This window comes from Mesorhizobium sp. WSM4844 (genome assembly GCF_055811775.1).
In genome coordinates this window covers 1-21,456 of the sequence record NZ_JBVVQB010000085.1, presented here as the reverse complement: position 1 = coordinate 21,456, position 21,456 = coordinate 1, and the positions used below count along the sequence as shown (strand labels likewise).

At 58.5% G+C, this 21,456-nt stretch carries 15 protein-coding genes and 6 pseudogenes; 10 read left to right on the top strand and 11 right to left on the bottom strand.

What is annotated here, in order from left to right:
* The first annotated feature begins 593 nt into the window (after nucleotides 1-593).
* The 5 genes from AC0L2A_RS34090 (at nucleotide 594) to AC0L2A_RS34070 (ending at nucleotide 3,096) form a co-directional block, all read left to right on the top strand.
* Nucleotides 594-785, top strand: a complete 192-nt coding sequence (locus AC0L2A_RS34090; RefSeq protein WP_473612579.1) for a hypothetical protein — start codon at nucleotides 594-596, stop codon at nucleotides 783-785.
* Complete coding sequence (gene tnpB / locus AC0L2A_RS34085) at nucleotides 754-1,101, top strand: IS66 family insertion sequence element accessory protein TnpB (protein ID WP_473612577.1); 348 nt, start codon at nucleotides 754-756, stop codon at nucleotides 1,099-1,101. Before AC0L2A_RS34090 ends, tnpB (AC0L2A_RS34085) begins: the two co-directional genes overlap by 32 nt.
* Nucleotides 1,102-1,164: 63 nt before the next feature.
* Nucleotides 1,165-1,311 carry a hypothetical protein gene (locus AC0L2A_RS34080; RefSeq protein WP_473612576.1) on the top strand — a complete coding sequence of 49 codons (147 nt, stop codon included), beginning with the start codon at nucleotides 1,165-1,167 and terminating at the stop codon, nucleotides 1,309-1,311.
* On the top strand, nucleotides 1,259-2,797 hold the full coding sequence (tnpC, locus tag AC0L2A_RS34075; protein WP_473612583.1) for an IS66 family transposase: 1,539 nt from the start codon (nucleotides 1,259-1,261) through the stop codon (nucleotides 2,795-2,797). Before AC0L2A_RS34080 ends, tnpC (AC0L2A_RS34075) begins: the two co-directional genes overlap by 53 nt.
* Entirely contained in the window at nucleotides 2,695-3,096 is a 402-nt protein-coding gene (locus AC0L2A_RS34070) for a hypothetical protein (protein ID WP_473612582.1), read from the top strand. Before tnpC (AC0L2A_RS34075) ends, AC0L2A_RS34070 begins: the two co-directional genes overlap by 103 nt.
* On the opposite strand, the pseudogene tnpC (AC0L2A_RS34065) reads toward AC0L2A_RS34070, so the two are convergent.
* From tnpC (AC0L2A_RS34065) to AC0L2A_RS34035, 7 genes and pseudogenes are all read right to left on the bottom strand, one after another.
* Nucleotides 3,090-4,274, bottom strand: a pseudogene (gene tnpC / locus AC0L2A_RS34065) (IS66 family transposase); the annotation flags it as partial. The gene AC0L2A_RS34070 and the pseudogene tnpC (AC0L2A_RS34065) overlap by 7 nt on opposite strands.
* 31 nt (nucleotides 4,275-4,305) lie before the next feature.
* Nucleotides 4,306-4,509: an IS66 family insertion sequence element accessory protein TnpB gene (gene tnpB, locus AC0L2A_RS34060; protein ID WP_473612580.1), complete on the bottom strand. Its 204-nt coding sequence runs from the start codon at nucleotides 4,507-4,509 to the stop codon at nucleotides 4,306-4,308.
* 156 nt (nucleotides 4,510-4,665) lie between these two features.
* Entirely contained in the window at nucleotides 4,666-5,058 is a 393-nt protein-coding gene (gene tnpA / locus AC0L2A_RS34055) for an IS66-like element accessory protein TnpA (RefSeq protein WP_473612575.1), read from the bottom strand.
* 348 nt (nucleotides 5,059-5,406) lie between these two features.
* The gene (locus tag AC0L2A_RS34050; protein WP_473612574.1) at nucleotides 5,407-6,576 is read right to left on the bottom strand and encodes a M24 family metallopeptidase; all 1,170 of its coding nucleotides are present in this window, start codon (nucleotides 6,574-6,576) and stop codon (nucleotides 5,407-5,409) included.
* A gap of 163 nt (nucleotides 6,577-6,739) precedes the next feature.
* Nucleotides 6,740-7,801, bottom strand: a pseudogene (locus tag AC0L2A_RS34045) (amidohydrolase).
* Between the two features lie 161 nt (nucleotides 7,802-7,962).
* Nucleotides 7,963-8,991 carry an ABC transporter substrate-binding protein gene (locus AC0L2A_RS34040; protein WP_473612572.1) on the bottom strand — a complete coding sequence of 343 codons (1,029 nt, stop codon included), beginning with the start codon at nucleotides 8,989-8,991 and terminating at the stop codon, nucleotides 7,963-7,965.
* 914 nt (nucleotides 8,992-9,905) lie between these two features.
* Nucleotides 9,906-10,286, bottom strand: coding sequence for a M20/M25/M40 family metallo-hydrolase (locus AC0L2A_RS34035; protein ID WP_473612571.1), 381 nt, complete (start codon nucleotides 10,284-10,286; stop codon nucleotides 9,906-9,908).
* 686 nt (nucleotides 10,287-10,972) lie between these two features.
* On the opposite strand from AC0L2A_RS34035, the pseudogene AC0L2A_RS34030 reads away from it, so the two are divergent.
* The 3 pseudogenes from AC0L2A_RS34030 (at nucleotide 10,973) to AC0L2A_RS34020 (ending at nucleotide 13,384) form a co-directional block, all read left to right on the top strand.
* A pseudogene (locus AC0L2A_RS34030) lies at nucleotides 10,973-11,667 on the top strand (IS6 family transposase).
* A 64-nt stretch (nucleotides 11,668-11,731) separates the two neighbouring features.
* A pseudogene (locus AC0L2A_RS34025) lies at nucleotides 11,732-12,345 on the top strand (IS21 family transposase); the annotation flags it as partial.
* Nucleotides 12,346-12,453: 108 nt separating this feature from the next.
* Nucleotides 12,454-13,384: pseudogene (locus tag AC0L2A_RS34020) on the top strand (IS481 family transposase).
* Between the two features lie 465 nt (nucleotides 13,385-13,849).
* On the opposite strand, the gene AC0L2A_RS34015 reads toward AC0L2A_RS34020, so the two are convergent.
* The 3 genes from AC0L2A_RS34015 to AC0L2A_RS34005 form a co-directional block, all read right to left on the bottom strand.
* Nucleotides 13,850-15,256 carry an amidase gene (locus AC0L2A_RS34015; protein ID WP_473612570.1) on the bottom strand — a complete coding sequence of 469 codons (1,407 nt, stop codon included), beginning with the start codon at nucleotides 15,254-15,256 and terminating at the stop codon, nucleotides 13,850-13,852.
* A 282-nt stretch (nucleotides 15,257-15,538) separates the two neighbouring features.
* Complete coding sequence (locus AC0L2A_RS34010) at nucleotides 15,539-16,378, bottom strand: GNAT family N-acetyltransferase (protein ID WP_473612568.1); 840 nt, start codon at nucleotides 16,376-16,378, stop codon at nucleotides 15,539-15,541.
* Nucleotides 16,379-16,758: 380 nt separating this feature from the next.
* Complete coding sequence (locus tag AC0L2A_RS34005; protein ID WP_473612567.1) at nucleotides 16,759-17,100, bottom strand: hypothetical protein; 342 nt, start codon at nucleotides 17,098-17,100, stop codon at nucleotides 16,759-16,761.
* Between the two features lie 1,631 nt (nucleotides 17,101-18,731).
* Here AC0L2A_RS34005 and AC0L2A_RS34000 point away from each other — a divergent pair.
* Nucleotides 18,732-19,664: pseudogene (locus AC0L2A_RS34000) on the top strand (transposase).
* Nucleotides 19,665-19,667: 3 nt separating this feature from the next.
* Here the strand turns inward: AC0L2A_RS34000 and AC0L2A_RS33995 are convergent.
* A complete protein-coding gene (locus tag AC0L2A_RS33995; protein ID WP_473612566.1) occupies nucleotides 19,668-20,039 on the bottom strand; it encodes a hypothetical protein in 372 nt (123 codons plus the stop codon).
* A 270-nt stretch (nucleotides 20,040-20,309) separates the two neighbouring features.
* Between AC0L2A_RS33995 and AC0L2A_RS33990 the strand changes: the two genes are divergently transcribed.
* Nucleotides 20,310-21,116: a class I SAM-dependent DNA methyltransferase gene (locus tag AC0L2A_RS33990; RefSeq protein ID WP_473612564.1), complete on the top strand. Its 807-nt coding sequence runs from the start codon at nucleotides 20,310-20,312 to the stop codon at nucleotides 21,114-21,116.
* Nucleotides 21,117-21,456 lie beyond the last annotated feature (340 nt).

Sequence of the window (21,456 nt, the reverse complement as noted above, 5' to 3'; positions counted from 1 at the left end):
CATGCCATTTTGCCCTCGGGCGAACACAAACATTCCGACGATTATGGTGGCTGAAAAATTGGCCGACACAGTCTTGAAGGAAAACCGGAAGGGCTAGATGCGACCTCGGCACCCGATCTAATTTTACAGCCGGCAAAATTTTTTGACGACGAATGGATCCTTCGGCTCGGGTCCGGCCGTGGATCGGCGAATAATCCCACCGGATGTCCGCCCCCGAAAGCCGTATTGGAATTGGCGAAATCACTGTCACGCAATTGCAGAAAGCCGCGGCCAATTGCCGGCTCTCAAGCGCGAGAGGTCCGCATCGGCCTATCTATGGAGATAGGCCGTATCGTATGTCGCGCGAAGGCCGCCTTGCGAGAGGATGGCGCGGTAGCGAGGCTGCGCTCTTGAGGTCGTCCTTACGAGCGAAGTTAGCACCACAGCATGAGTCATGTGACGTTATTGACCGAGCCGGAGCGGCGGCGTCGTTGCAGTGAAGCGGATCAGTGCCGGATACTGGCCGCGGCATTCGAGCCCTGGGCCACAGTGGCGCGTCAGTACGATGTCGCGACCAGGCGGATTGAGGTGGCGCCGCACGATGAGAGCCCGAGATGGGCTTTGCCGAAGTTGTCGTGGTTCCGGATGAGCCTGTCGCCGTTTCGCGGCCGGCGGCGCCACCAGCGGTGATCGAGCTGGAGGTCGCCGGCAAGGTGCGGCTGACCACGCCGCCAACACTGGCGGCGGCGATGGTGAAGGCGCTGGGCGTTTCAATTGTCCCGGTCCAGAGCCAGATGCGGATCTAATTGGGCGGTCGGCCGGACCGATATGGGTCGCGGGATGCAAGGCCTCGCTCTGCAGGTTCAGGAGACGTTGGGCCGGAACCCGCATGCCGGTGATCTTTATGTCTTCCGCGGCCGCAGCGGCAATCTGGTCAAGATTATCTGGCATGATGGGCTCGGCATGTCGCTGTATGCAAAACGGCTCGAGAAGGGCCGGTTCCTATGGCCGTCGCCGGCGGATGGTACGGTTTCCATATCACCGGCGCAGCTCACCTACATGCTCGACGGGATCGATTGGCGCAACCCGCGTCACACGTTCCGCCCCAAGCGCGCGGGCTAGTTTTTCTTTGAGTTCCGCCATTTCCGCGAGTCAGCGGACGGGTTTTATGATTCACTCCGGGGCATGGTTGCCACTGCCCAGGATGCTGTTCCGGACGATATTGGCGCGCTCAGAGCAGCGCTGACCGCGGCGCTGGCCAGAGCCGAGGCCGCGCGCGCTGCGCTGGTCGAGGCGGAACTGGCGATCGTCAGGGCCAAAGGCATCGGATGATGCGGCGCTGATCGCACATCAGGATCTGACGATCCGCAAGCTCCAACGGGCGCTGCATGGTCAGAGTTCTGAACGCTCAGCCCGCCTACACGACCAGATGGAACTCACCTTCGAGGAACTCGAGAGGACAGCGACGGAAGACGAGATCGCCGCCGAACAGGCGGCGGCCCCGACGCGCCAGCCATTTCCAGAGCATCTGCCGCGCGAACGCGTGGTCGAGCCGGCGCCGACCGCTTGCCACTGCTGGGGCGGTCATCGGCTGCGCAGGCTGGGTGAGGATATCACCAAGACGCTGGAGGTGGTGCCGCGGCAATGGAAGGTGATCCAACACGTGCGGGAGAAGTTCACCTGCCGCGACTGCGAGGCGATCAGCCAGGCTCCGGCGCCGTTCCACGCCACCCCGCGCGGCTGGGCGAGTCCCGGCCTGCTGGCGATGATCCTGTTCGAGAAGTTCGGCCAGCATCAACCGCTCAACCGCCAGGCTGAACGCTATGTCCGCGAAGGCGTGCCGCTCAGCCTGTCGACGCTCACCGACCAGGTCGGCGCAGGCGCCGCGGCGCTGATGCCGCTGTTCAAGCGACTCGAAGCCCATGTGCTGTCCGCTTCACGTCTGCACGGCGACGATACGACGGTGCCGGTCCTGGCCATGGGCAAGACCGATACCGGCCGATTGTGGACGTATGTGCGCGATGACCGACCGTTCGGCGGCGCCGATCCACCGGCGGCGGTGTTCTATTATTCCCGCGATCGCCGAGGCGAACATCCCGCGGCGCATCTCGCCGGCTGGAGCGGCATTCTGCAGGCCGATGCCTATGGCGATTATGGCCATCTCTATGCGGCGGGTCGTCAACCGGCGCCTGTTCTGGAAGCCGGCTGCTGGGCCCACAGCCGGCGCAAAGTGTTCGAGCTGGCCGATGTCGAAGCGGCGGCCCGCAAGAAGGCGCGCGGCGACAAGCCCAACCTGGCCTATCCGCTCGCGGTTGAAGCGGTGAAGCGCATCGATGCCCTGTCGATATCGACCGCGAGATCAACGGCCTGTTGCCAGGCCAACGCTCGCCGTGCACAAAGAGCGGAGCGCGCCGCTGGTCACCGAGCTCGAGCACTGGATGATCGAGACGCGCACAAGCTCTCGCGCGGACACGATCTGACCAAGGCCTTCAACTACATGCTGCGCCGGTGGTACATCCTTCACCCGATTCCTCGACGATGGGCGGATCTGCCTATCGAACAATGCAGCCGAGCGAGCCCTGCGCGGCATCGCTCTCGGCAGAAAGTCTTGGCTGTTCTGCGGTTCCGATCGCGGCGGACAGCGCGCTGCCGTTCTCTACGCCTGATCGTCAGCGCCAAGATGAAAATATCGACCCGCAGGCCTGGCTCGCCGATATCCTGGCGCGCATCGCAGCCCACCCAGCACAGCGGATCGATGATTTGCTGCCGTGGAATTGGAGATACCGCAAAACTGCGGACCCAACCAGCGGCGGCCTGATCATGCAGCGCAATAAGTTGCATCACGTCTACACCGTCGACCGTGTCGCCAGGGACCTCGGCGTCAGCGAAGCGCTCATCCAGGACCTAACCCTCCGGCCCGAGGACGGCGTCATCTGGGTGTACGGCGCCAACGATGACGACGGGATCTTGGCCTTCACCGACGAAGGCATCGAAGGTCAAACTCCTCCTCGAAGGTTATCATCGCGTCTCCCCATCGAAAGCTTGACCCCAGCACCGCGATCTCATGGCCGCCGGATACGCACGTCTGCGGTCTTAACTGGATGCGTAAGCTCGTAGCTGCGGCCGTTGATGGCGCGCTCGATCTCGGACAGCGCGTCGATGCGCCTGACCGCCTCCAGCGCGATCGGGGAGACCGGTTTGCCATTCCTCTTCCCCTCGCGGGCATTCTTCTCGATCTCGGCCAGTTCGAAGAAGCCCCGCGGCGCATGGGGGAAGCAAAATGCCGGCGTGATCGGCAGCACCTTCTTGTGCGGGTCGAACACTGTTCGAAGCCATTGTAGCAGTCGGCCTGCAAGATGCCGGCGAAGGCGGCCAGATGCTTCTGTGGGTGCTCGCCGCGTCGGTCGCTCGAGGCGTAGTAAACTGCCGCCGGCGGCGCAGGCCCGCCAAAGGGCCGATCGCCAGGATGCGGATGGTGGTGTCGTCGCCATGAAGGCGCTCGGCCGCGAGCACATGGCGCTCCATCAGCTGGAAGAGCGGCATGACGGCGAAGGTTCCGTGGCCGACCTGATCGGCCAGCGTCGACAGCGGCAGGTCGATCCCCTCGGCCTTGAAGCGCGCGCTCTGGCGGTTGATTGGAGGATGCATGCCAAACTTGTCGAACAGCATCGTCGCCAGCAGCTGCGGGCCGATGAAGCCGCGTGGCGTGACATGGAACGGCGCCGGCCGCTGGCTGATCTTCTCACAATCGCGGCAGGTGAACCTTTCGCGCACCGTCTCGATCATCTTGAAGCGGCGCGGGATCTCTTCCAGCGTCTCGGTCACGTCCTCGCCCAGCTTCGACAGCCGCGATCCGCCGCAGCAGGCGCAGGTGGTGGGAGGCTCGACGACGACGCGCTCGCGCTCGATATTCTCTGGCCAGGGTTTACGCACTGGCCGCTTGCGCGTGAAGGAACCACGCTCTGGGTCTTCGCGGCCGCGGCGGCCGCGGCATGCTCGTCCTCGCTCGCCGCGGTCACGGTCTTCGAGTTGCAATTTCAACTGCTCGATCAGCCGCGCCGTGCGCTCGGGGAGTTCGCGTTTCAGCTTCTCGATACGCAGCTCGAGATGCGCAATCCGTGCCTCGGTGTCGGTCAGCATGGCTTGCGCATTGGCCGCTTCGGCCCGCCAGTTGGAGGCCTCCGTCTGCGCCACGTCGCGCTCGGCTTCGACCCGCAACCGGCTTCGCGTTCAGCCCGCAGCGCCGCCAGGGGACTCGCGAGGTCCGAAGGAAGATCATCCGGCTTCAACGTCATGAGACAAGTGAATCAGATTTTGCCTGCAATTTCAAAATGTAAATGCTAGCCGACTAGCGTCGGACGCCAGGTTTCCTGAGGGTTGCGCCAATCGATCCCCGACAGGAGATAGCTCATACTGCGCCGTCGAGATGGTAACGCTTCCGTCTGCCAGAGAAGGCCAGATGTAGCGGCCACGCTCAAGACGCCTGGTAAACACACACGATCCTTGCCCATAATGCCAAATGACCCTCAGGAGAACGCCTCTTTTACCGCGAAAGCAAAAAATATGGCCGCTCAGCGGATTCCTTCTTCAAGATCTCCTGCACGCGTAGAGCAAGGCTGGGAAAGCCGCGGCGCATGTCGGTTTGTCCCGTCGCCAGCCACACCCGCACCCCCGTCGGAATCGGGATCATCGCAGCGTTTCCAGGCCGAGCATGATCCGAAGCAGCGCTTCCACGTCCACGTTGGGCTCGACGATGACCCTGCGGCCATTCACGCTCAACACTTCCATGCGCCCGCCAGCCGGTTCTGGACCCTTCTTTGGCTGCTCCGATACGATCATCGCCGGCACGAAACCGCAGACGCCACCTTCGCCGAACCGACCCTCGCGATGCGCCCTGCGCCAAGCAAACAGCAGTGGGTTGGAAATCCCGTGACGCCGCGCTGTCGCGGATGCTTGCCGCGGAGCCGAATATTTCTCTTCGACGATCCGCAGCTTCTCCTCATCCGACCAGCGGCGCCGGCGGCCAGTGTCAACAATCTCGAGAGGAGTGATTTGGCGACTGTCAGTAGCGATATCCATACCGACAGTCAGCTACACCCTCCCTTCTCCGGCAAGGCGGCCCTCCTCGGAGGCGTACGTCGAAGACGCGGTTGGAGAAGCTTTGCGCCGCGTGCCAAGGTGCATCCTCCACCGCCTTGGAGGCAGCGGTGGCGCACTGCATGACGGGCCACGACCGCCGGTCGCGATCTGCCACCCGCACCAAAGGAGGTGACTTGATACGGCACAACTCAACCGCAAGTGGGGTCTTAAGGCACGAGGCGGCTGAGGCGTTCGGAATTCAGTCAGTCGGATCGAGAGTAACGACTTACGCGCCGCCTATTCGGCCCCCTGCGAAGAGCTGCTTGGCCTTCGGGCTCGCCACCCTCACTACAGCTGAAAAATCTTTCGGGGTGCTCTCGTTAGAACCTCTACTCCCGACTCTGAGACCCGGAAGGTTTCGCTAATTACATAGCCGAAATCCTCGTCGATCCAATTTCCGAGCATCAAATGGAAAGTCATGTTTGGGGTTAGGACCGTGGTATCGCCGGCCTTCAAGCTCGCCGTTGGTTCCAGCCAGCCGATGCCGTGGGCGTAACCGCAACGCGTTTCCTTCTGAAGTCCTTGCTTTCCGATTGTCCGATAGAAGGCATTGGCCACATCACTGCATGTGGCTCCGGGGCGGATTGTTTCGAGTGCAGCCTCAAGGCCTGCCACCTGGATCTCATGGTTCCGGCGTAGCCGGTCCGACGGAGCACCAATCGAATATGTCCGCATGAGACCAGCATAGTAGCCATGCCGCGAACCGCCCAGTTCGAGATTGATCTGCGAGCCTTGGCGAAATTCATCGTCGGCCCACGGGATGTGGCAAGTACCTGTGCGCGGCGACGCACATAGGTACACAGGAGGTATCCTCGTTCCAGGCTTTCCGTTCGCTCCGCGCACCAGGGCCCCTACGATTTCCGCAATTGCGTCGGCCTCGCGCACACCAGGGCGAATCACCTCAGCCGCGCGCAGCACAGCTGCATCGGAAATTGCGGCACACTCCCTCATCACCGCGATCTCGAGATCGGATTTGACAAGCCGTATCCAAGTAACAAGTTTACTGCAGTCGACCAACTTGGACGCCGGCAGGCGCGATTTGAACCTATCCGACGCTCGCGACGGCAGGTCGTCCAACTCGAAACCGATGCTCGGCTTCGCATAACCAGCTTCTTGCATATAGTCTATGACTGCGTCATATCCATCTTTCTCCGAATTTCCGATTAAGGATTCCGGATAGGCAATTATTTTGTCGTGTTCCAGGAAAGTCTCATGCACGGCCGCCGGCGCATCACATTTGCGCAAAATGAAAGTCGGCTCCAGTTCTCGGTTGGAAACTACGAGCGCCTGTGGGACATAGGACGATAGCGCTGTGTATCCAGATAGATAGGTGATATTGTTAGTGTCCGAGACAACGAGTGTCTCAACGCTCCGGCGGTCCATTTCGGCTTTTACCGCGGCAATTCTGCGCAGATACTCCGAACGCGGAAAGGGCTGAGGTCCTCTGCGAACAGTCATGAAATCTCTCCATTGGAATGTGACCGATATGTCTTTAACGGACAAAATATGAACGGCCCGCAGCACTTCGCCGCACCGATCTTTGCAACTCGGGCGTTTGTCGGCTTACAGGTAGCTCGGGCTAACAATCGTAAGCTGCCAGTGTCGACTCGACGAGGTTGACTCAATAACCAATGCCATAGGGGAGTGCCTGGTCATCAAAATTCATAGGCTTCATTGTGTAGCCCTACAGACGATCCATTCTCCGCAAAAAATAACGCCCCGGCCGCGCCTGCAGCATGTTGGCGAAGTCCTCGGAGCCCATCAGCGGAGGGATTTTGTCATTGACGTTATCATCGCCGACGAGATTTCGGGCTGCAGCGGCCGCAACTATGGTTTGTTCGGTGTGATTTAAACGTCAAGGGCTCGAGCCGGCGGTGGCTGAATTCAATCTCGGCACCGAAGCCGTTCGCAATTCCTCGGGCGCAGGCTTCGGTCTGCAGTTCGGCGAAGTCTCGCAAAGCCGGCGACAGTGTTCGAACTGTACCACCGAGTTCACAAGCGCTTCGGTTGGGTTGGTGTTGCGCGCCACCAAAGTTTGCAGTGTCGGAACTATTTGCGCACCAACGACGACAGGATCAAGAGTCATGTGCGGCGAAGCGGCGTGGCCAACACCCCTTCCCTTCACGATGATGTCAAATTATCGGAGCATAGCAATAATTGAACCGTCACGTATCCCAAAAGTGCCAATGCTTATGCCCATGGCAGATTGTGCATGCCGAACACCTGGGAGATGTCATATTGTCCATTATCCCTTCCTGCACCATCCTTTGGGCCCTCGGCCAACCTCCGGCAGGTTGAAAGATTAGAGCCACTGTCCCCTTAAAATTGCGAGTTGACGCGAGATACTTGACAGCTGCCAGGAGCACCGCAGTATGACCGGCGTGCCGCAAGCATGCATCTTCGCTGACGTCCAAGACTTCTTCGACGCTTCGACGATAGGCAGGGCGTCCATATCAGCTCTCAGACCGATTGTCGGACCGTCTCCACCGGAGCCTTATTAAGGGCCACAATCCCGGTTCGGCTATTCCGGTCTCAATGCGATTGATTCCGAAGGAAGCTAATTCTCAGCGACAAAACTGGAGGTATTGTGAAGCCCGTATTCCAGCTGAGGATTTTGATGTAGGTAGCGGCGCCACTCAGCCGCCTCAGCTTGAATATCTCGGAATTCTTCAACGCCTCGCATATTGTTTAGCTCACATCACTCAGGATCGGTGTTTGATGACCAACGGAACAACTTTCCTACCGTCTAGGATATCTGAGAACACTTCACCCCCTACGCACCCTTCTACTCTGGCGCCAAGCGTCGCTTCGTTCTCAATAGGATCAGTTGCCCTGACGGCTTTGTCAAATGCAGTGTCTATATCGTCCCCATCTTGGTTCGAGATAAACTCCGGCAGCGTATTTTCCCCGGCGGGCAAGGGGCGGCACCTCGGCGCGAATTGGGCCAGGCCGGCGTCTACGACAGCGCACAATGGTTTTCTGGTCGATAGCGTATCCGATCGCATCGCGAAACGTCGGATCCTGCAGGGCCTTGGTACTGCCTCCGCCGTCTCCCGACGCCGTGTTGAATGCCAGATAGTCTCGCTGCTCGACGCGCGATTCACCCACCACGATGTCAGGATTACTCGAAAGATCGACCCATTGGGCAGCCGTCAGGTTCATGCCATAGTCGAGGCTACCGCTCTTCAGGCCTTGAGCGATGGGATCCGCCGAATTGAAGATGTGGTAGATCATGCCGCTAGTTGCCGGTTTGTCCGTGCGAAAGTACTGGTTTGGCGTGAAGCGCACAAACTGGCCCTGCCGAAATTCCGCGATTATCATCGGCCCAGTACCCACCAGCGGCGGGTCGTTGCGGAAGGTGCTGCCCGCATCCGCATAGCTGATGTCCTTCCAGATGTGCTCGGGGACAATCATCGTGTAATTATCAAGCGGCCAAACTGTTGGGACCTTGGTCACAATTTGGAAGGTCTCGTCATCCAGAGCCTCAATCGATTGAACCAGATCGAAACCACTGGTGCTATTCCAACCGCTGCTCAGTTCGTCCGGCTTGCCCATCGAGTCCCGGATGTAGTTATAGGTGAACGCAGCGTCTCTGGCCGTGGCGGGCTTGCCATCTGACCACTTCATTCCGGGCCAGATCTTGAAGGTCCAAGTGACGTTGTCGTCGGCGACGGACCACGATTTGGCAAAGCCCTTTCGATCATCGTGTCGTTGGGCGTCCACGTGTACCAACCAGTCATAAGTAAAGACCAGCGGCCAGAAATTGCTCCAGGAAGCGAAGGGATTCATCGTATCGGGGGCACCGATTGCGCCTATGCGCACGATGTGATCCTCGCACGATGACGACGCGATGCCCTTGAGGACACGCTCCAAGGTACTACCGATCCCAGCAGCATCGCTTTCAATGCAGTGCGACGGCTAAGTTGCCATTTTTCCATCGTGCTAAGTCCTCCCAGTTTCACATTTCTCCCAAGAACAAGATACGAGCATTGGTTATTCGCCCTCCGCGAAATCGACCTCGTTTTTGCAGGGAAGCTGCGTTTGTCTTCAAACCCCGCCTATTTCCGTCGGTAGCGCGAGGCCAGCCATTCCCCCGCCATCCATCGCAAGTCAATCATGGCAGAGGACAATCTGTCACCTCTAGAACTGGTACGGTGCTCGCACACAGCATGCTGCGCCACGTGTTTCATAGCTGCGAACGAAAGCGCCGGTCGAAGGAGGCGGGCCTGAGCTGAACTTGGGGCGGCTATAGGCGGGGTCTGGTTCGATCGCGCCTCGCGGCGGTGGAGTGGAGTCTCACATCGGACGGAAGATTGGATGCATCTTCGCTTACGATCACGACCAGTTCGTCTGCTCCGTAGGGTCCGTGTGCTCAATATCGTCGACGACGTCTCTGCGAGTATCTCGCAGCGGCTGCCGACACCTTCCCGGGGCGTCGGGGCGCGCGACTTCACATGGCTAGTAGGCCGTCGGCACCTGATGGAGTCTTCCGATCACGATAACGGTTTGAGTGTGGCCCATTGAAGTTTTCCGGAGGAGCGCCTAGTGTGAATGGCGAGTTGGTAGCCCTCTGAAAGCCTTTGGCGCTAATTCACGGCCACAAGGAAGTTAATACGCTTTACTGGCCAAGAAATTTCCCTATCGAACCGTCACGTATCCCAAAAGCGCCAATGCTCATGCCTGGCATGTTGTGCATGCCGAACACCTGGGAAATGTCATAGCGGTCCATTATTCCTTCTGCACCATTCTTTCAGCGCCTCGGCCAGCCTCTTCAGCGGGCTGAAAGATCAGAGCAACGGTGCCTTTAAGTTGAGAGTGGCTGCGAGGTACTTTGCAGATCCCAGCAGCATCGCGGTATGACCATCGTGTCCGCAGGCATGCATTTTGCCGTCGTTCTCTGATGTCCAAGACTTCTTCGACGCTTCTATGATGGGCAACGCGTCCATGTCGGCTCTGAGGCCAATTGTCGGACCGTCTCCGCCGGCACCCTGAATGACGGCCACGATCCCGGTTTCGGCTATTCCGGTGTCAATGCGATTGATCACGAAGGAGGCCAAATTTCTCAGCGACAAAACTAGAGGTATTGTGGAGCCCGCACTCCAGCTCAGGAGTTTGGTGCAGGTAACGGCGCCACTCAGTCGCCATAGCTTGAATATCTCGGTATTCATCAACATCTGGTTTAGCCCCACAGGTCTTAGGATATGGTTTAATGATCAACAGAACAACTCTACTGCCATCTAAATATCTTAGAAAACTTTACTCCTACGGCGGCGTTTTACTCTGGCATAATTGGCTTCACAACGAACGTGAGTTGCAGGTCGTTCTCAATAGAATTAGTGGCAATGATGGCTTGGTCAAATGCAGTGTTTATACCATCCCCATCGACCGGCCACTACGACAATGCGCCTCACGCGATCAGTGGCAAGTCGCAGTCTCGAACGACACCTAGCTCATGTTACCCGCCAATCCGGTTTCGACTACCTTCCGCTGCGATCCTTACCACTGGGGCGAAACGCCGGTTAACGGGCCATCGTCACACGGCAGATGTGTGCAAGGGAATTTTCACCGCTACGCCTGCCGTGCGGCGCGGCAATCAACGTGAGAGCGCAGCGTCAATCAGGATGAGAATGCCGGCGGCTTGAGACGCAGGGAGGGCGTAGCCCGACCGGAGTTTCAAGCCGCCGACGCGATCCCTTCCGGGCATCGTCTTGTGGTCGCGGTCGACCGGGTATGCCGGTGGTTTTTCCGATTTGCAGGAATCACTTTGTGCCCGGCCGCCACGTAACCGATTGGTGCTGTCACATTGATTTTGGCTTAACGGTTTGACGATAAGTCAGGTTGGCATGGTCGAAGCATGCGCCACCTACAAGAACCATCGCTTCCCGATCGAAATCGTTGCTCATGCCGTCTGGCTTTATTACCGGTTCGGGCTGAGCCTGCGCGATGTTGAAGAAATGCTGCCTGGAGCGGGGATCGTCGTCTCGTACGAGATCATCCGCCGCTGGGGAAAGAAGCACAGTCCCGATTATGCACGTCGCCTGCGCCGCAAGGCGCCATCGAAAGACGATGTCTGGCATGTTGATGAGTTAGCCGTGCGCATCAACGGCAGGCGGTGCTGGCTGTGGCGCGCCGTCGACCAGGACGGCTATGTGCTGGATGAGATCGTGCAGACCCGCCGCAATACCAAGGCGGCCAGGCGTCTGCTCATTCGTCTGCTGAAGAAGCAAGGCCTGTCGCCGAAGCGTATCGTCACCGATAAGCTGCGCTCCTATTCAGCGGCAAGACGTCAGGTCATGCCCGATATCGAGCACAGGTCGCACAAGGGCCTCAACAACGGGGCGGAGAACTCTCACCTGCCGTTTCGAAGCGGGAGCGAATTCGGCAAGGCTTCCGCAGCATTGGCTCCCTTCAGCATTTCGTCTCCGTCTTCTCCGCCATACGCAATCTCTTTGTCCCCTCCCGCTCAACAACAGGTCCGCCACGCAGATCCGAACTCACCGCCTCAATGCCATGGCAGAATGGAAGGCCGCGGCGTTGCAGATTGCCTGAAAACAGCTGTGGGCTTCCGCGCGTCCACGCTTCAAACAATGTGACAGCGCCAACCGATCACCAGATGAGGCTTTTCATGAAGTTCCGGCAAACCCACACGACGGCCGTCGCGGCGGCGAAGACGTCGATCAGCACGGCCACGGCGTATCGCATAGAGAAGGATTCGAGGTCGCCTTCGCACAGGAAGGCGCCGCGGAACTGCCGCCGACCTGATCCGCTCGCCGACTTTTTCGAAGCCAAGATCGTGCCGCTGCTCAAGGCGGCGCCCGGCATTCGGCCAATCACCATCTTCGAGGAGATGCTGCGACGCCATCCCGAACTGGGGCGCCGGCGTTCGCCGCACGATCGAGCACCGCGTTCGATCCTGGCGTGCGGTTCATAGCGAGGAACAGGAAGTCATCTTCCGGCAGGTGCACGCGCCCGGCGGCGTCGGCCTGTCGGACTTCACTGACATGAGTGGCGGCCGGCGTCACAATCATCGGTCAGCCGCTCGATCATCGGCTCTAGCATTTCCGACTCGCCTGTTCCGGCTTCGATCATGCCCATGTCGTGCTCGGCGGCGAGAGCTCCTTGGCGCTGGCCGAAGGCCTGCAGAACGCGCTCCGGTCGCTCAGGGGAGCCGCTTTGACATGTCGACTCTCGAGACACACGACAGGGAAGCCCTCGTCGACCAGGCGTCCGCGGATCCACTCCGATGTGTCACCCGGCATCCAAGCCAACGCGAACTAGATGTTTGATCCCGGGCTTTAATGGTGCGATGTTTTCTTCCGGTTGGAAGGATGCGGTATGGGACAGGTTCTACACGCCCGCGCCACGACGACAGAGGCAGTCCGTCGAGCAATAGAGAATAGTTTAAAGAGCTTGAGGGCGCTGGCCAAGCGCGACCGCATCGATCAGAAGACGGTTGCGAAGTGGAGGAATCGGACGTCGGTTGCCGATCTTCCTACGGGTCCCAAAGACCCGAAGTCGACGGTGTTGTCGGTGGAAGAAGAGGCGGCCATTGTCGCCTTCGCAAGCACACCCTGCTGGCGCTGGATGACTGCCACTATGCCCTTCAGCCGACGATCCCACATCTGACGCGCTCGTCATTGCATCGTTGCCTTCAGCGTCATGGCATTTCGAGGCTGCCGGAGGTGGACGCTGACAAGCCAGCCAAGAAGAAGTTCAAGGCCTATCCGATCGGCTATTTTCACGTCGACATCGCCCGGGGTGCAGACACCCGAGGGTAAGCTGCGTCTCTTCGTTGCCATCGATCGAACTTCCAAGTTCGCCTATGCGAAATTGCACGAGGCGGCGGACAAAATGGCGATGGCCCAATTCCTTCGGGACCTGATCGCGGCCGTGCCCTATGCCATCCATACGATTCTGACCACCAACCCAGCTGCGACCAGCACGCGCTCCAGCAGATTTTCGACGGCGTCTGTGACGAACATGGCATTGAGCACAGGCTCACAAAGATCAACCATCGCTGGACCAATGGCCAAGTCGAGCGGATGTACCGGACCACAAGGAAGCGACCGTCAAGCGCTTCTACTATGACGATCACGATCAGCTGCGCCGGCGTCTCGCGGACTTCATATCAGCCTACAATTTCGCTCGTAGGCTCAAGATCCTTAAGGGCCTCATGCCCTACGAGTTCATCCGCAAAATCTGGGCAAAAGAGCCTAAACGGTTCCGGCTCGATCCCAACCATCAAATGCCGGGACTAAACAACTAGATCGTCCCGCCATCGCTGAAGTGCAGCCGTCACAGGATCCGGGTCACCGAGCACCTTTCCCTGCCACAGCATCTCGCCGGTCTCGGCGAAAACGCAAATAGCTACAGCGTCGAGTGAAGTATCTAGTCCTGCATAAGCGCTCACGCCGATCTCCTCTTGCCAGGTCGGCTCTGAGCATCAGACAACGTCATGATCCGAAAAGGGGCCAGGCGTTCAGCGAGCTGAACCGAACACCCCATCTCTTCCGTAAACCGCTTCATCAGTCCGTCCTTCGATCGATGCCGGACTCTAATCTCAGATGGAGGAAACACCCATTGCAAGTCAGCGCCTGCGCGCCAAGGCGATAGAATATGACGGGTCTGCGGGACGCCGCGATCCTTGATCAGTTCACGCCAGCCGAATGGGCCAACTACTTGCAGTCCGCCGGATACGACCCAGATTAAACAGGACGTGCTCTGGGTCTGCTCAATGCGGCGGACGCTTGTTTGCCCACGGCTGAAGCTGCTCGAATGCCGCTGAGGCCTGCAGCACCCCTAGATCGTCAAAGCGTTTGCCGACGATCTGCAGTCCGACCGGCAGCCCCTCCAAAGTAAAGCCGCATGGTACGCTTGCTGCGGGGTTCCAGGACATGTTGAACGGGTAAGAGAACTCTGCCCACATAATCCAATCCCAAGGATGCATAGGCCAATGATCGGGCATCAGCTTCTCGGCCGGAAAAGCGGCAACCGAAGCCGACGGTGTCAATAGGAAGTCCCAATCCTGGAACCAGCGATGGATATTCGCGACGTAGACCATCTTTCGCTTGCGCATCTCCTGGTAGCGCGCGACGGAGATGTTTTCTGAATGCTTGATACAGGCAACGAGCCTAGGATCCATCTCCGCCTCCCATTTCGGAAGGTACGGTGCGAGGCTGGTCAAATGCGCGGACCAGAAGAACCGGATCAGTTCTGGTCCGTCCTTTGCCCACGGGGTTGACACTTCCTCAACGATTGCTCCGAGTTCGGAAAAGTGTGCTACGGCGGCCTTCACCAGCTCCGCAACTTCCGGATCGACGCGGGCGACACCTAGATCCGGACTGTAGGCGATGCGCCTGCCTTGCACGCCGTTGCGCAGCAGATTGAGATAGTCGGCGGGCTCCGCCCCGAGCGATGTATGGTCGAGGAAATGTGGACCGGCCATGACCTCGAGCATCAGTGCGCTGTCGGCGACCGTACGGGTGATCGGGCCGTAATGGGCCGTCATGTCACACTCGGGAACTGGATAATTCGGCACGCGCCCGAAGCTGGGCTTGAGTCCGAATACACCCGTGAAATGCGCGGGCATGCGGATCGATCCAGCTCCGTCACTGCCCTGGTGCAAAGGCCCATAGCCCGCCGCTGCAGCGGCGCCCGCGCCGGCCGAGGACCCGCCGGAGTTGTAGCCGAGCTTCCACGGGTTGCTGGTGATGCCGGTAAGTGGGCTACGCGACACACCTGACCAGCCTAACTCGGGCACAGTGGTCTTGCCGATGACGATCGCGCCCTCGTCCCGCAGTCGGTGCACGAGCGGCGCATCCTCGGGTGATTGATGGCCTGCGAAGATCTTGCTGCCGTGCTGTGTCGGCATGTCCTTGGTGACCGATTGGTCTTTGATCGTGACGGGCACGCCGTGCAACCGTCCGATTTGCAGATCGCTCATCTGCGCGATTTCCGCCTTTCTCGCATCGTTCAGTGCCCGATCTGCGGCAAAGTAAGCGAAGGCGTTCACGTAGGGCTCCAGTTCGGCAATTCGGGCCAGAAGAGCGCGCATGTACTCGACTGGCGAGATCTTCTTGGTGCGGATCAGCTCGGCCAGTTCGACGGCCGTCATAAAGCCGATGCTCTCAGACTCCATGCGTTCAGTCCTTTTCTCAGGTTACGTGGATTCGCTGCATTCGTTCTGGAACTTGAGACAGCTGGCCTTTTTTGGGGGAGCCAACCGGGACTCCACAACTGAACATCGGCAACGCCAAGTCACAGCTGACCTAACGCCATGTTCCTCAGGTTACCAATGCTGAGGACAGCCACATGGCTGTCTAATCGCATAGGTCACCGGCGCCCGCTCATGCCGTTCTGCTGATGTTTCAATTAGTGCTATGTTACGGAGATGCTGGAACATCCAACCGATCAAGTCTAATTATGGAAAACCGAACTCCTTTGAGGCAAGCGTATAGGTGCGGAAGGGCGCTTCCCTATCAGCGTTGACCTTGCCACGGCGCATGGCAGTGCTGGTTGACACCTGTGCAATCCCAATCGAGTTCAGCCAGTCTGCCAGCCCAGACTGCTGACGGAGGGATACGCGAATTAACGCGCCGACACGTTGTGAAACCAAAAAGGACAACAGGCGCCTTGCTTCGTCGGTGCTACATGCGACGATCGGCCCGGCGACTTCATCGCTCCCGTACCGCATCATTGCAGCATACCCCATCACTTTCCCCGCATGCCGGATGACGGCAAACACCCCCTTTTTCCAAAGTGTGGATATGAGTGCCCGGCGATCTATCCCCGTTGCACTTCGGTCGATTTCGGAGATCTGATGAAAATCATCTCGGGTTGCCCATTCGACCCCATCCGGGGCGCCCACGCATCCAACTATCCCTCGATGAGTAGGTACAGCTTCCACCCAGTCAAATCCGAGCTTGCGATAGAGGGGCTTCCCATCAGACGATGCTATGAGGCGGCATTCACGTTTGCCCGCTTTTTCTAGGGCGAGTTTCATAAGTTGACCGCCGATCCCCTGGCGGCGCATCTCCTCGTCGACAGCCAGAAGGCCGATAGTCGCGACCTCCCCCAAGAACGTCATGCACATCGATCCGACGAGATGATTGTTCACAATAGCTACATAGCCACAGCCCAAACCCAGAAGAATCGACCAATCATCCTTGCGGTAGTTCCATCCGGCCTGAGCCGTGAGCTCCAGCGTCTCGTCGAGATGTTCGGTTCGGAACTCGGCAAACTCGATCTCGGTGCTCTGCATAGTGTATTGCTCATTCCATGTAAGGCTCAAGCGGCGCAACGACGGCGATGCCAAGTGGAGCGTGGAACTAACTCATTTTCGCAGAAGCCCGGACCGTTGAGGGTACGGATCACTGCGACCGGCTCGTCATCAAGCGGCAGTGCAGGTAGGTATAAGACTAATGCGGTGAACGTACCACTCCCAGCGATCGGAGGTGAAAAAATTCTGTGAATTTCATTTAAGGGTTTGTTACAACGGGAGGCACGGCGCAAGTAGGCGGGGCAGCTGCGCGGTTGTCGTATCGGAGAAGCGGCTGTCAGTGATATTTTCGGAAGGCGCTTTTCAAAGGCAGCTCCGGACAACGTTCTCCAGCAATTTTGAGCTGTTGTTGTTGAAGTCGTTCACCGGTAGGCTCCCGCAAAATAGGATCGAACCTGCCGAGAAGACAAAATCCCCTGTGCTTTCGGAACGTAGGAGAGATCCGCCCCCCTAACGTGCGACAGATGCCAGGCCGGCATGTTCACTTCCGCTCCCCAGTTTAATCTTTCCGGAACCACGTAGTGATCGCCAAGAAACTTCTCGGAACTCGCAAGGACAACCGCTTCGGGCGGCGTGCCCAGCGACGCGTCGACATTATCGACTTCGAACCTAGCAGCGCCGCCGGAAAATCCAAAATCGCCAATTATCTCGTCATCGATCTGCGGCAATAATCGGGAACCAGTGAAAGGGCCGTGAACCGACATGCCGACGAGCCGCTGTGGAGGTGTAATGTTCTTGAGCCCGAGACCACCATATCGGCCGTCAAAAGCGTGAAAGCACTCTCCGGGTTCTGCCTCCCGGCGAGACATTGTTTTTGGTCACGGATCATGACCTCGAAGCGGAGGGTAGCAGCGCGGCGGCAGCTTGGGTTATCTTTGGGGCAACGGTTTCTACTGGAGGATAGCCACTAGCGAGGCCTTTCCCGGCGCGCGATAGAGATTCGACGCGGCGAGACGGGGGCCAGGGAGTGTGCACACCACGCAACTAGATTCATATCGGCAGGGAAGATGCGCAAACCTGAGCCACGCGCGTCAGGGTAAGCGAAGCCGCCGCCGTCAGGGTAGTAAAATTCCGGATGCTCCTCGGGATGGTGCGGATAAGCACGCCAAGCGTCGCGCCTTTCGACGTAGGCGTCGTCGAAGTTGCCGCGGGGTGATTCGCCTAGGCAAGATAAGTGGAATGTCGAGAAAAGTACTCCAACCTTTGACTTTGCGGCATCCCGGGCTGGGCGGACAAAGAAAGGGGTGATGTCCTCAGCATTCTCGCATCTCAAACGGATACCATACCATCCCGCTCGGAAGGTCCTGGGGAATATCAAAGCAGAAATCAGTTTCCCAGCCGCAGTCATAAAGGTCGTCCGCCGGACCAACGCGAACCACGGCGCGTGCCGGCAGATTATGCAACGTTCAGTCGAGCCGCAACGGGCCTTTGTCGCGGAGGTGCGATGTCGGAATGTCGATGCCGAAATCCCAAAACGCGAGTATGTCCTCTACCGGTACAGGACCGTCCAAGAGGAACAACCTGCCCGTGCAACAACATGGGGGCTTCAAGCCGCCAGTTCGAAAACGAAGCGAACGCCAATGGGTCTCCAAGCTGCGGCGTAGCCGCTGGCACTAGTTATTTAAATCCGGCCTGCATTCTCAGCGGCCGCGTCCTAACCTCGAAGGACCGTAATCCAGTCTCGATAGAATATCCGACTAGATGCAAACCGTGTTCTGCGATCGCGAAGCGCAACTGATACCACCGACCGATTCCGAGCGCGAAGGAGATGGCGCTTGTCTCGCCAAACGCCTCGAGCTTTAGGCCGCTGGTCTGAATGCTAATCGAGACTGCGCGTCCTGACAGGCCAATAAAGAGAACAAAACCTGGGGGTGACGCGCATAGGAGACGCGGTTGAACCTGATCGCAAACGTAGCATCCGCCCACCGCCGAGGGGAATGATGCCGTAGGACCCCGGACGCGATGGCTTCGCGACTGATCGGTAGGTGCCTTCGAAGACCGCCGGGATTGGGCGAACATCCACTCCTGGCCCGTCCGGATTGGGGTCCGCTGAGAATATGCGAACGAGATCAGCAACGTACTCGCTGCAAAAGTCGCTGGATTTTTTCAATTCGATTTTACCGCCAGAATGGGCGTAAGCCGATTAGTATAACTGATCAGCATGCGCCTATTCTCCTACGCGATCCTGGTTCACTCGAGTATTCGTCAATGTAAAGGTCGCCTCGGCGGCAAAAGCGAGCGGGTCACCTCCGTGTAGGCACATCTATGTGCTGTTCCGAATGTTCACGTGACCCCCGTGGACCCCTAACAAGTGACAAACGGTTGCTCATTCAGAATGTCGTCAGCTGGACGCTTAACCTCGCCATCCTGGATTGTGATTCCATCCGGCTGTTCATGGCGATGGGTTGAGACATTCCGGCCGGAACTGGAAAAGGCGCTTGCCTATACGAGCGGACCGCGCGACGGCCGACCCCCCTACGATGCGGTGATGATGCTGAAGGTGTTGGTGATCCAGACGGCGAACAACCTTTCGGACGAGCGAACCGAGTTCCTAATAAACGACCGGCTGTCCTTCATGCGCGCTGGCTACATCGCCATGTCGGGCCAGATCGTGGATTCCCGTCTCGTCGCCGCGCCGAAGCAGAGGAATACCAAAGAGGAAAAGGACACATCAAGGCCGGCCGCGTCCCGCAAGATTGGAAGGACAAACCCGCGAAACTGCGGCAGAAAGATCGCGATGCACGCTGGACGGTCAAGTTCACCAAAGCGAGTGGCGGGCGACGGGGGCGGCACCGCGAAGGGCGGTGGGCCAAGCCACAGGCGGACGGTACGATGCCGCCAGTCGACATGGCCATTCCCGCTTTCGGCTACCAGAACCATGTCTCCATCGACCGCGAGCATGGGTTGATCCGCAAATGGCTGCAAACGGATGCGGCCGCCTATGAAGGAGCCAAGCTGCGAAGGCCTGCTCGCCAAGACCAACACCTCGAAGAGCGTATGGGCCGACACCGCCTACAGATCGGCGGCCAACGAAATCTTCATGGAGAAGCAAGGCTTCGTCAGCCGGGTTCACCAAGCCCGGCGCGCCAATAACATGAAGTCGAAGGTCCGCTCGCGCGTCGAGCATGTCTTCGCCGAGCAGAAGAGCCGTATGGGGCTGTTCATCCGAACCATCTGCATCGCGCGGGCCACGACGAAGATCGGCATGGCCAATCTCGCATACAACATAAAGCGCCTGATCTACCTGGAGCGCATCGCTGCCGTATGAACACTACCCCCGAAAGGGCCAAAGGCCGCAACGCAAGCCGGCCGACGCTTGAACACCCTTGCGCGCCGAAATCCACCCGTCGCGCGAATCATCGTCCGCTTCCGTGTCAGAGGCGGTTTTCAGGCAGTAGTCGACGCGATTCTTTGCAGCATAAGAAGTTGCAGCAAACGCGGCGATGCCATCGTGCGGGCACTGCTCTATGAGGCAGCCAACGTGATGGGTGACGCGCTGCCGCGCAGACATCAAGACTTGGTCGCTTGCACCGCTCGGTGGCGCACGAAAGGCAAAGATCGCCTTGGCGCGGCGGCTCGCCGTCGTGTTGCACCGGATGCAGATCGAACGAACCGACTTCTTGATGAAAAGGCCGACCGCCATGACGCCTTTCCGAATATCCCCAATCACCAATGAACCGCCGAGAATGTGGCGCCATAGCGATGACCAAAAGCGTGAAACCGGAAGACGACGAGGCCATCGAATGCCGAGCGGCAGACCGTTGACCGATTACAGAAGGTATCCGGTTGGCTACTCGGTTGTCGGACTCCGGGCAAAATTGTGCCGCCCCGAACAGACGGAATCGGTCGTCGCGAACAGTCAATGTGTTGAACCAAAATCGCTTTTCAAGTTGGCATGGCGCTTGCGTCCACAATGATGATCTCGCTTGAGCTGACCACCATCCAAACATCTGAACACAGCACTGGAAAATGTCATATGCCCCTCCCCTATGATGATGCGTCGAGCTATGAAAAATACACCAAACTGGTGGGTAAAGTCGCTGAGGCAGAGGAAACCGCCGCCTTTCTTGAACGATTTTCCAGCAGAAGGAGTGCTCTCGAACTTGGTATTGGCAACGGGCGCGTGGCGATACCGCTGAGTGAGCGGGGCGTCAAGGTCAATGGTATCGACAAATCGGACGGCATGTTGAAGTTTCTTGCCGAGAGTACCAATCCGATTGAGGCTTGGAAGGGGAACATCGCCGGTTTCAGTTCAGAGCAACGCTACAAGCTTGTCTATTGCGTCTTTGACACGTTCATGCAGCTCTCCAGACGCGAAGAGCAAATAGCTTGCCTCAGATCTGCCGCGGAGGCGCTAGATGAGGATGGGGTTGTGGTGCTAGAAGTGCGCGTGCCAGCGTTGGAAGGTTTCGTTGGCGGCCAGAAAACTACTACCGTGTTCGTTGATCACGAGAATACATTCATCAATACGCAAATACACGATCCGCTTAACCAGAACTTTGTTCAAACCTTCCTCTGGTTTTCTGGTACTTCGGTCACACGTTTTCCAGAACGCGTTCGTTACGTATATCATCAGGAGCTCGACACCATGGCCGAATGCGTCGGGCTGGAGCTCGCGGAGCGTTGGGGAGATTGGACGAGAGGTGCGTTCACCGCACACTCCAAACGTCATATCTCGGTCTACCGCCGAGCCGTATTGGGGCCGCCTAGACAGCTTTAGAGCAAGAGTGAGTCTCGATGAGCGGTCGTACGTGGGAACATATGAAGCCCCAACGTTTCGGCTCATATACGGGCTTAGGATACGCTCCTCGATATATGCTCAGGTCGCGGCTGATGGGAAACAGGTCACACAAACGATCGCCCGCCAATGGGCCGAAACCTGGCTGTGTAGAGACCAGTTTTTAAGAAATTCTCGACCCACCCGCCGCGAGACTTATGGGCGCTTCCCCCGAACCGTAGCATCAATGCTGAGTTCAAGTCGCTCTAGAGCACGTCCCGTGATCGATGAATCGATTGTGATGTGACGACGAGCTTCTCCGGTGATTCAACATCCACCTTGA